Genomic DNA, 10598 nt, shown 5'->3' on the forward strand with positions numbered 1-10598 from the left:
TAAAAGAAAGTAACGTAATTCAAGGGATTGGGTATTGGCTATGGGGTATTGGCTATGGGGCATTGGGCATTGGCTATGGGGCATTGGGCATTGGGCATTGGGCATTGGTTAAAAATCAATAGTTATTCTCCCCCTGCTTCCCCTGTTTCCCCTGCTCCCCCTGCTCCCCCTGCTCCCCACTCCCTACTTTAAATACTCCATAAGCGGTAGATACTCATTGTGTTTGTCCTCAGCGGTTACGAGTACCTTCTAGGCTTCTTCATAATCTGTAGCCTAGTGCCTGCCTTAGCGCTCTCAGCTTCCAAGCTCCTACGACCTAGTGGTTACAGCCCAGAACGTCGTACCACCTATGAATCTGGCATGGAACCCATCGGGGGAGCCTGGATTCAGTTCAACATCCGCTACTACATGTTTGCTCTGGTCTTCGTTGTCTTTGATGTGGAGACTGTATTCTTGTATCCTTGGGCGGTAGCTTTCCACCGTTTGGGGCTATTGGCATTTATTGAAGCGCTAGTCTTTATTGCAATTCTTGTAGTCGCCTTAGTTTACGCATGGCGTAAAGGAGCTTTGGAATGGTCTTGAATTCTAATTTAACAACCCAGGACAAAGAGCGAATCATCAACCCCATTGAGCGGACTACAATCACTCAAGACCTTTCAGAAAACGTCATTTTGACGACGGTTGACGATCTCTACGACTGGGCGCGGCTTTCTAGTCTGTGGCCGTTACTGTTTGGTACTGCTTGCTGCTTTATTGAATTTGCAGCTTTAATTGGTTCGCGATTTGACTTTGACCGTTTTGGACTAATTCCTCGTTCTAGCCCCCGCCAAGCCGATTTAATTATTACAGCAGGGACTATTACGATGAAGATGGCTCCCCAACTGGTACGTCTTTACGAACAAATGCCAGAGCCAAAGTATGTAATTGCGATGGGTGCTTGCACAATTACTGGCGGGATGTTCAGCGTTGATTCGCCCACGGCAGTGCGCGGAGTCGATAAACTGATTCCTGTGGACGTGTACTTACCTGGTTGTCCTCCTCGTCCCGAAGCAATTATCGACGCAATCATTAAGCTGCGGAAGAAAATCTCCAATGAATCGATGCAAGAGCGGGATAAAATTAAGCAAACCCACCGCTACTACAGCACGACTCATAACCTGAAGCCAGTAGAGGAAATCTTAACTGGTAAGTATTTGCAGTCAGATACTCGCTATGCACCACCGAAGGAATTGACGGAAGCGATTGGTATGCCAATACCACCTGCACTGCTGACAGAAAAGGCGCAAAAGGAGGAACAAACCCGTGGCTGAAGAAGAATCTAAACCAGTACCAGCAGCCAAAGAAGAGGCATTGGTACAAGCGGGTAAAATTTCTCAGTGGTTGACCGAAAATGGCTTTAACCATGAGTTTTTAGCACCGGATAAGAATGGTGTAGAGATAATTAAGGTAGCGGCAGATTTTTTGCTTCCTACCGCTACAGCCCTTTATGCTTATGGGTTTAATTATCTCCAGTTTCAAGGTGGCGTTGACCTTGGGCCAGGACAGGAATTCGTGAGCGTGTATCACTTGATTAAAGTCGGTGATAATAGCGATCGCCCCGAAGAAGTTCGAGTTAAGGTGTTCTTACCACGGGAAAATCCTGTAGTGCCTTCTGTGTACTGGATTTGGAAGACCGCAGATTGGCAAGAGCGCGAGTCTTACGATATGTACGGCATTATCTACGAAGGACACCCAAATCTCAAGCGGATTTTGATGCCGGAAGATTGGGTAGGTTGGCCTTTGCGGAAGGATTACATCTCGCCTGATTTCTACGAGTTGCAAGACGCTTATTAGAGATTGCTGAATAGAGACGCGATTCATCGCGTCTGTACAATTTAGTGCTGAGTTTCGGCAGCGATTAACCCCTTTCCGGTGGCGGAGAGGGGTAGTTTTTTTTACGCATGGCTTTCGGCCTTCCCGCAGGGTAGGGGCGCAAAGGAAAACGCAGATGAGGGAGAGGTGCTATTATTTATCCTGTTTCAGCTTCAGAATCGAGTAGAATATCTCGGCTACTTTTAATATTCTGACTTTCGCATAAAACTGCAAAAGATTGTAAAGTATCTAATCTTGCTGAAAGTTTACTATGAGTGTTTAAATATTCAGCTATGGATGTTGTTTGTACATTAATTATTTAATGTACAGCCCTCCTTTAACTCTCCTTCTTCTCTTGCCGTTCTTTGAGTTTCAGCATAATTTCTGCGTGCATCTCGCGCGTAATTGGGTAAAAATACGTTAAAATCAAGCCAAAAATCAAGCAAACTGTAGGTATAGGCCCAACAGCAACGCGAATAGCAAACAGTGCCAAGTCAGGTTGAGTGGGTGGTGGACTTCCGGCTACAGATTCTTTGAAACCGGATACTTGCAAAGCATTTGACACCAAAAACAACCCGAAAGCTAAACCAAATTTTTGTAACAAAACCATGAAGCCATAAAAAATGCCTTCTCTGCGTTGTCCGGTTTGGAGTTCATCTAATTCAATCACATCTGGAATCATCGACCAGGGAATTAGATAAGCAGTGGATACACCAATACCAGCCATCACAGCCATCACATACATCAAAACTATTTGACCAGGCTGTAAGAAAAATAGTCCGCCTGCTGCTATTATCCATAAACTCATTCCTAGAAAATAAACAATTTTTTTCCCAACTTTTTTACTCAGCGCCCCCCAGACAAATAGCATCAACAAAGCAGTTGCTTGCACTGCAATCAGCACTGTGGGTACGTCTTCAAATTTTAGACCCATACAATAGACTACAAAATAGGGAATAATGCTAGCTGTAATCTGCACACCTAGCCAAGAAAAAAGATATATACCAACAACAAATAGAAAAGGTCTGTTGCTAAAGACAATTTTTAGCTGTTCCAAGAAGGGAAGAGATGCAGGTTCCTCGGCTTGGATGCGTTTGGCCTCAAAAGCCAGGATGCGATCGCGAACTCCAAAAACGCACCAGTATAATCCTAAAGTGGAAATCACCGTACAAACTGCTGCTAAAACGAGATATCCCTGTTGGGCATTGTGAATATTGTCAAAAACAATTTTCGTTAAAATTAATGAGAGAATGCTACCACCAATAGAAAATGTGAACCGATAGCTGTTAAGGCTGGTGCGTTCGTCGTAATCTTGAGTTAGTTCTGGAGTCATCGCCGTATAAGGCAAATTCACAACCGTGTAAAAGGACTGAGATAGAATCCCAATCGCTACGTAATACCAGAACAGCGGCCAAATATTCTCACTCTGATTTGCACTAAATCGCGGTACAATCCACTGCAAGAAGAAGAAAATTCCAAAGGGGATTGCTCCATAAAACATCCAAGGAAGACGACGGCCCCAACGACGAGATTTTGTTTTATCAGTCAGGAACCCGACAAGCGGATCGTTTACGCCATCCCAGATTTTGCCAATCATCAAAATACTGCCAGCTAAACCCGCAGGGATACCAGCAACATTGGTAAAGAAAATTAGCAGATAAAAGACGGAGATATTTGCGGTGATTGCTGGCCCTAAATCTCCTGCACCATAAGCCAGCTTTGTTTTTAAGTCGAGCTTTTTACTAAGAGGATCTTGTTGGGCATCGCCATCAGCAGCAGAATCAGTCATAATAACTTGCGCTCATACTAAAATAAAAAGTTTGCGATTGCCTTCAATACTAGCCATCTACCACTCCCGTTAGACTTATGCCAGACCTTTATGTTTCTTGGTCAGATTATCACCAAAAAATTGAACAACTGGCTATTCAGATTTATGAATCCGGTTGGGAATTCAACCAGATTATCTGTCTTGCTAGAGGAGGACTACGAGTTGGAGATATTCTTTCCCGTATATACCAGCAACCACTGGCAATTTTAGCAACCTCATCTTACAGTGGCAGTGGCAAGCAAGAAAGAAGTAATTTAGTTTTCTCCCGCCACTTGACAATGACTGCCGAAAAGTTAGGTTCGCGCATTCTCCTAGTGGATGACTTAGTAGATTCTGGGATCACACTCCAACAGACTATACCTTGGCTCAAGCAAAATATTGATTTTCCCATTCAGGAAATTCGCACCGCCGTTCTTTGGTATAAAGCTTGTTCAGTTATAGCACCCAATTATTATGTTGATTATCTGCCTGACAACCCCTGGATTCACCAACCTTTTGAACACTACGAGCAGATGAACCCCGCAGAACTTGCGGCTAAGGTAAATCAACCGTGTTGATCAATGTACACACAAAGTTAATTTCACAGCCACTCATGCTCGACCAGATTTCTTAATATACAATTTTTGTAAAGTATTGGTCGCTTTTTAGATTTTAGCGATCGCTCATCAAATCCTTGAAAACCAACCGGACTTTAGGCAAAATTAGAGATGCTGGCAGAAAAAATAAAATCACCCTCAGATAATTAAAAATGAAATCAGCACACGAACGCGAACAATTAATTAAAGATATCAACGTACTGCTAAACCAAGCTTATGACAGTACTCTAGATGAGATTTACGCATTACTTAAAAAAATCGAAGAGGAAGAGGAAGAGGAAGATTTAAAAGCCTATGACCTTGCAAAAAATTCTGCTGAGATTGAAGGCTCAGTGTCATGGGAGGAAGCTAAAAAAGAACTAAAACGAGAAATAAAAAAGGAAGTTGCGTGAGTTATAAAGTTGAAATATTAAAGGGGGCATTAAAACAACTTAAAAAATTATCGCCAGAACTTCAAGAACGCATACAAGTTAAAATTGATGATTTAGCCATAGAACCCCGTCCAAGCGGGGTAAAAAAGCTAAAAGGTAAAGAAAATGCTTATAGGATTAGACTAGGTGAGTATCGAGTTATATACGATATTTTCGATGATATTCTAGTGGTGAATGTTGTAGAACTTGGACATCGTAGCAAGGTTTATAACGATAAAAGTTAGGAATAATTAATTTGTAATTAATTTATAATTAATTCTTGATGATTTTAGGTACTTTGAGTGCTTGTTTGTCAATTATTTATGCTTACTAAGGAAGAAGCAAAACTCTGTTATTGCGGTAATCCTGACAAAAATAAATGATTTGCTGTCATTATTGGCGGTAAAAATATCAATGTGGAGCCTAACAATTTAACTCCCCAAACTTAGGACTCCACCACCCTTTTGACGTATTGAAATAAGCTACATCTTTATGTTTGGTATCCTTACGGGATTGTGCGTTAGAACATCGCAACATTGTTTTACTCTGCCCCTCTTTGATGTAACTGTACTCCTCTAGAGGTTTCTTACATACTGGGCAGGGATATGCCGTCATCTTCACGGGAGGCTTTTGTTGATTTTCAGCTTGCACTGTTTTAGCTTGTGGTGGCTGCCAAGTCTTGTTAAAGTCGCTCCAAAACAACACGACATTTTCACAGCCTTTTGTGCATTTAAGGAAATATTTCTTTTTAACTTTACTACTCGGAATTTTGGCGAGAAAATTTTTGCATTCAGGGCATCGCGTCTTGGAAGTTTCATATTTGCGCTCAGTTATTACATTAGCTTTACCTGTTGGGGAACTCGCAACTACAGTTTTAGCTTTGGAGAGCGCTGGTATAAAGTAATTCTGATTCCAACTAGTTAAATAATGCTGCCAAGAGTTTTTTCCTTCGGAAATGGCATCAAGAGCATCCTCCATTTTTGCTGTGAATTCCGCCTCTAGTAAATCTGGCAGTGCTTTGAGCAAAAACGCATCAACTTCTAACCCTAATGCTGTTGGTTGCAGATGGTCTTTTTTCAACTCGACATAATTTCGTTTTTTTAAAGTAGCAACAGTAGGAGCATAAGTACTTGGGCGACCAATTCCTTTACGTTCCATCAGTTGCACCAATTTTGGTTCGCTATAACGGGGTGGTGGCTGCGTCTGCTTCTGCTCATGTCCAGCATTCTCCAGTTTCAATGCTTGTCCCTGTTGTAATGAAGGTAAAACACTATCCTTGCTGATATTGTTCCAGTACCGAGCATAACCGTAAAATTCAATTACTTGCCCTCTTGCTGACCACAGTAGGGAACCAGACTGAGTAATCACCAAAGTTTTACGCAATTGGGCAGCCCGACACTGAGAAGCAATTGACCGTTTCCAGATCATCACATAGAGATTAAACTCATCATCAGGAAGTTCTAAACGCAATTGAACTGAGGGACGAAACACATCCGTTGGACGAATCGCCTCATGTGCTTCTTGAGCCGATTTGCTACTGCGATGCTTGGCGACTTGTGACGGTACATTCTGCAGATCGTTTTGCTCTAACCATTTACGGGCGCTGGCACAAAATTCTGGACTCAGCATTACTGAATCAGTTCGCATATATGTAATAAGCCCTGCCTCATAAAGCTTTTGGGCCACAATCATGGTTTTGTCGGGAGCAAACCTCAGCTTTGAACCGGCTGCTTGCTGAAGGCTGGAAGTTGTAAATGGTGGCGGTGGTTGGCGGTTAACGATTTTTCCTTCAAAATGAATCACCTGATGAGGATGTCGCTGTGCTTCTTCAACTAAACGTGTAGCCTCTGCTTCCGAAAGAACGCGCTTAGACTCCGGTGTTTCTGGACTATTACCTACTTTCGCGTCATCGTGAGTTTCAGTTTCTTGGTCTGCTGCATCTTTTGCAGAATCGACCGTCCCTTTGTAAAAAGCCCGAAATCCTTCAGCATAATCTACCCAAACACTCCAGTAATCTTGGGGGACAAAAGCGAGAATTTCGTTTTCTCGCTGACAAATCAGGTGTAACGTCGCGCTTTGGACTCTGCCAACACTCTTGGCGCCGTTATTCAATGCCCAAACTAAAGGGCTACCCTTATAACCTACCAACTTATCTAGGCAATCTCGGCACAACCCAGCACCGATTAAATTTTGGTCTAGCTTTCTGGGATTAGCGATCGCACTCTGTACCGCCGATGCTGTAATCTCAGTATAAATTACTCGTTTCGGTTCCCTTAAACCTAGCGTTTCTTTGAGATGCCAAGCGATTGTTTCGCCTTCCCGGTCTGGGTCAGTTGCTAAGACAACTTCATCAACCTGCCGAACCGCAGACTTGAGTTTCTGGATTGTTTCTTTCGCTCGTTGGTCGCGCGGGACGTAATTGCACCGAACATTATTGCCGTCCATGACGAAGCCCAAGGAATCGTCTCCTTCATTGCTGAGTTCTCGGATATGGCCACAACTGGCTAGAACTTTCCAATCCGAACCCAGAATTTGACTGAGTTTTTTGACTTTTCCGGGAGATTCCACTACAAGCAGGCGTTTGATCATAGCAACTGCGTTCTAGATTTTGAGCAATAAACTGGCAATTGCAATTAGCGATCGCCTATTCTCGTGATCTGGATTTTCTAGAATACTGTACCAAAAAGCTTTGGAAATTGCTCAACTCAGTTTAGAGGTAAATCATTTCAACGCTCCACTAAGAACAGGAAGGGCAGATAGCTTCTCTAGGCTTTTAGCAATTTGGTCAACTATAAAAGTATTTTTGGAGTTTCTCCATAATTTCCTGTACATCATCTGGACACTCTTGCAGAGTCGTAGCAAGTTTATGAGAAGTTATAGTCAGAGAATAAGTTTTCTGACACCAATCTCTTAATCTTGTTAGAACTTCTTTACCAGGACAGTTTCTTATTCGCCAGCTTTCATCACTCCAATTCTCATCAAACCATTCCTCTCCTTTAAGTTCTTTGGTCGAGGAATCTAGGGAATTATCAAGACTTTCACGATATTTCGGAACAACCTGATACTTAACAGTACTGCAAATTTTAGAACTGTTTAGTATTTTGTTGACTTCAGTTTGAATTTCCTCTACAGTTGGGCAACTAATACTTTTTTCTGTATATTTCTTCCGTTGTTCAACTAAATCTGCTGCTGATTTTGCTATCACTGCGTAATCAAGTAGGTAGTTTTCTATTTCCTTACGTTGCAGACGTAATAGTAATGTATCAGAATCATCAACATCTTCTGTATAATTATTAATAGGAATATCATAATCATTATCGACTATACAGGCAACCTTGACATCTAGCTTAAATGCTTCAAATAAAAGTTTCCGAAAAGCATCTAAATGTTTACTATCACCCTTTCCATCTGGAAGTTCAGCAATAATAACGGAGCTATCTTTAAATGGATTAATTCGGGTAGAATCTTGCTCACAAAAATAGCTCACGAGTTGAGAAAGTACGATACGATCAATTCCTCCCTCAACAAACAGAATTTTATCTGCACCATAATTACGGACGGCATCGGCTTTTGTTACAGCACCAAGGTCTGCAAGAAACTGACCAACTCCGTTACAATTACGACTTTCGTGCTTAGTGCGATCAATCCATGTTAAATACTCGACTGGAATCTCAGCAATAAAATCTGGAGCGTGGCTTGTCATAAAAACCTGTATATTTTTCTCGATAGAATGATCGAGAAGCATCTGTGCAACTTGGTGTTGTAAGGTGCTATGGAGGTGAGCATCTGGCTCATCTAATAAGAGACATCTCGACTTTGAAAAGTGCAGAATAACAGCTAGACTCGAAATAGTACGAAGTCCACCACCGCTTACACTGATGTCAAAGTTAGTTTCATTTTCCTCAAACTCAATCAAAACTTGCGGTGGATGCTCATGTGTTAGTTGAGGTAGCTTTAGAACAGTATCTGGTAAATATCTTTGTACAATTTCAACAACACGATTAGAGTTTCTATGATCTCCATCGTTACATAGCCAATATAAATATGAACGCCAGCACTCTGCGATCAATCCCTTATCAAGCTTCTGTCTTAGTTCAGAATGATAAATAAATTTCTCAATAGGAGGAAGGCTGGCAGTGGGAGGAACAAAAGTTGGAAAAAGTAGAAAAAAATCTTCTATATGCTTTTGATATTCAGGTTCTTGTATTTGGTTAGAAATAGACTTGTTGTTTTCAAGAATATCTAATGTGTATTTTTCTCGACCAGTGATTTCTAGCTTTATCTCAAAACCAGTGGTTAGCTTCAGAGTAATTTTACAGGGAATAGATGTTTTTTTGTTTAGCCATAAAGCGTCAGGATCACCAGAATTTTGACGCTCAATCACTCCAGAAGACTTAAATCTATAATCAGATGACCATAAAGGTTGAATAAAGTTAGGCCTTTGAATATCAGAATTGTCATATCCTCCAAACACGTATTTATAAATATCGTGAACAAGCTGTATAGCTTGGAGAATGCTTGTTTTCCCACTACTGTTCATACCGACTAACGTAGTGAATTGAGAGCATTTTAATTTAAAATCGTTGAATCCTTTATATGAAATTAGATGTAATTCTTCAATAAACATACTTGTGTAGATCAGATAGAGCCTCACTAGTTATCCCTTCTATTATGGGAAATATATACACTCCAGTGTATATCTACTGTTTTTAAGTAGGTCAACAGCAAATTACGTGCATAGTAGCCTGTTTTGGGTGAATAGACAGTATAGTTCTGTATATCTTCCCAGTCATGTCTTCTTAATAGTATTTTTGTATTGTTAATTTTTTGACTCACTTGCCAGTAAAAAAAGTGTCGGCTTCAGAGTAAAATTAAGCGATCGCACTTCCTGTTTCTCTACCAAGCTCTGCGCCAAGCGATTCTCATGGAGACGGTTTGCGATCGCACTACAAAGTTAAGTTAATACATCGGCTTGCATTGTTAATGCGGCAGCGGCCTTGTTAATACATCGGCTTGCATTGTTAATGCGGCGGCGGCCTTGTTAATGCGTCGGCTTGTATTGTTAATGCGGCGGCGGCCTTGTTAATGCATCGGCTTGCATTGTTAATGCGACGGCGGCCTTGTTAATGCATCGGCTTGCATAAGCTAACCCACTCTTCCTCTAACTTTGTTTTAAACTGTCACGTTTACAATTTGCATCTTTTTAAATTGTGGGAAAAGCTTTAAATCCTCTCTCCATCCCCCTATCCATGCAAGAAGTAAAATTAAACGCCCTACACTTTATCTAAGAACTTCACGTGACTGTTGTTTCTTGCGTTCTATTGGGCACATTAAATATAGAGTTTACCACGGATAGATATATGCCTAATCAAGATACAACACGTCGTTTGCGTCTTCAAGCCATTAGTCAAGATGTTACCTCATTCCACGGTTTGCAAACCGTCAGCACCTACGATACAACCCGTTCTAATGCTTCTGTTGCAAACATTCAGCAAGCTTATCAGGCTATGTTGGCGCAGCAACAAGCTGAAACCGAAAAACTAGCTTTATACCGTGCTGCTGTCGATGCTGCTCGATTGGCAGAATGGGAATTTCACAATGCTGTATTAGCCATGAAAGAAGTTGTGCGCGGGCAATATGGTTCAGATAGCGATCAAGCCCAAGCGGTTGGATTGAAGAAAAAATCAAACCGCAAGCGTCCTAGCCGCAAAAAGTCGGTTGCAGTTGCAAGTTAATCGACTTTACTACTTCCCTCTGCTTACCAAGGCTCCGTGTATACACAAGTCGGCAGACCTCTCCCCAAACCCCTCTCCGACCCGCAGGGTGGTTTCATACAACGAGAGAAAAATAATAATGGTTTGTAGAGGGTGAAGAAAAATGGATAACTAACAAGTATGAATCTCGTCGAACAAT

Annotated in this window: 10 protein-coding genes; 7 read left to right on the forward strand and 3 right to left on the reverse strand. The window is 41.6% G+C overall.

The annotated features are described in order from the left end of the window. Positions 1-219 precede the first annotated feature (219 nt). The 3 genes from ndhC to V7L01_RS14745 are packed head-to-tail and all read left to right on the forward strand — an operon-like array spanning position 220 to position 1833. Positions 220-582: a photosynthetic/respiratory NAD(P)H-quinone oxidoreductase subunit C gene (ndhC, locus tag V7L01_RS14735; protein ID WP_094333328.1), complete on the forward strand. Its 363-nt coding sequence runs from the start codon at positions 220-222 to the stop codon at positions 580-582. Beyond that, positions 573-1310: a photosynthetic/respiratory NAD(P)H-quinone oxidoreductase subunit K gene (gene ndhK, locus V7L01_RS14740; protein WP_335035881.1), complete on the forward strand. Its 738-nt coding sequence runs from the start codon at positions 573-575 to the stop codon at positions 1308-1310. The genes ndhC and ndhK overlap by 10 nt, the downstream gene beginning before the upstream one ends. Then, entirely contained in the window at positions 1303-1833 is a 531-nt protein-coding gene (locus tag V7L01_RS14745; protein ID WP_335035883.1) for an NAD(P)H-quinone oxidoreductase subunit J, read from the forward strand. The genes ndhK and V7L01_RS14745 overlap by 8 nt, the downstream gene beginning before the upstream one ends. A gap of 355 nt (positions 1834-2188) precedes the next feature. Here V7L01_RS14745 and V7L01_RS14750 read toward each other — a convergent pair whose 3' ends face one another. Beyond that, positions 2189-3640 carry an MFS transporter gene (locus tag V7L01_RS14750; RefSeq protein WP_335035885.1) on the reverse strand — a complete coding sequence of 484 codons (1452 nt, stop codon included), beginning with the start codon at positions 3638-3640 and terminating at the stop codon, positions 2189-2191. A 77-nt stretch (positions 3641-3717) separates the two neighbouring features. Here V7L01_RS14750 and V7L01_RS14755 point away from each other — a divergent pair, with 77 nt between their 5' ends. The 3 genes from V7L01_RS14755 (at position 3718) to V7L01_RS14765 (ending at position 4930) form a co-directional block, all read left to right on the forward strand. Then, on the forward strand, positions 3718-4236 hold the full coding sequence (locus tag V7L01_RS14755; protein WP_335035887.1) for a phosphoribosyltransferase: 519 nt from the start codon (positions 3718-3720) through the stop codon (positions 4234-4236). Between the two features lie 191 nt (positions 4237-4427). Next, positions 4428-4667: a hypothetical protein gene (locus V7L01_RS14760; RefSeq protein ID WP_335035889.1), complete on the forward strand. Its 240-nt coding sequence runs from the start codon at positions 4428-4430 to the stop codon at positions 4665-4667. Continuing rightward, positions 4664-4930, forward strand: coding sequence for a type II toxin-antitoxin system RelE family toxin (locus V7L01_RS14765; protein ID WP_335035891.1), 267 nt, complete (start codon positions 4664-4666; stop codon positions 4928-4930). The genes V7L01_RS14760 and V7L01_RS14765 overlap by 4 nt, the downstream gene beginning before the upstream one ends. A 178-nt stretch (positions 4931-5108) precedes the next feature. On the opposite strand, the gene topA is transcribed toward V7L01_RS14765, so the two are convergent. Both topA and V7L01_RS14775 read right to left on the reverse strand, forming a co-directional pair. Next, positions 5109-7274, reverse strand: coding sequence for a type I DNA topoisomerase (gene topA, locus V7L01_RS14770; RefSeq protein WP_335035893.1), 2166 nt, complete (start codon positions 7272-7274; stop codon positions 5109-5111). Positions 7275-7470: 196 nt separating this feature from the next. Further along, positions 7471-9312, reverse strand: coding sequence for an ATP-dependent nuclease (locus V7L01_RS14775; protein WP_335035895.1), 1842 nt, complete (start codon positions 9310-9312; stop codon positions 7471-7473). A 733-nt stretch (positions 9313-10045) separates the two neighbouring features. Between V7L01_RS14775 and V7L01_RS14780 the strand changes: the two genes are divergently transcribed. Next, positions 10046-10420 (forward strand): hypothetical protein, encoded by a 375-nt coding sequence (locus V7L01_RS14780; protein WP_335035897.1) that lies wholly within the window; start codon positions 10046-10048, stop codon positions 10418-10420. The last annotated feature ends 178 nt before the right edge of the window (positions 10421-10598 follow it).

Source organism: Nostoc sp., assembly GCF_036917095.1.
Classification (GTDB): Bacteria; Cyanobacteriota; Cyanobacteriia; order Cyanobacteriales; family Nostocaceae; genus Nostoc.

Bases quoted from the DNA above. Each gene is read 5' to 3' on its own strand.
- ndhK (WP_335035881.1), top strand. From the start codon at position 573: ATGGTCTTGAATTCTAATTTAACAACCCAGGACAAAGAGCGAATCATC.
- V7L01_RS14750 (WP_335035885.1), bottom strand. From the start codon at position 3,640: ATGACTGATTCTGCTGCTGATGGCGATGCCCAACAAGATCCTCTTAGT.
- V7L01_RS14755 (WP_335035887.1), top strand. From the start codon at position 3,718: ATGCCAGACCTTTATGTTTCTTGGTCAGATTATCACCAAAAAATTGAA.
- V7L01_RS14760 (WP_335035889.1), top strand. From the start codon at position 4,428: ATGAAATCAGCACACGAACGCGAACAATTAATTAAAGATATCAACGTA.
- topA (WP_335035893.1), bottom strand. From the start codon at position 7,274: ATGATCAAACGCCTGCTTGTAGTGGAATCTCCCGGAAAAGTCAAAAAA.
- V7L01_RS14775 (WP_335035895.1), bottom strand. From the start codon at position 9,312: ATGTTTATTGAAGAATTACATCTAATTTCATATAAAGGATTCAACGAT.
- V7L01_RS14780 (WP_335035897.1), top strand. From the start codon at position 10,046: ATGCCTAATCAAGATACAACACGTCGTTTGCGTCTTCAAGCCATTAGT.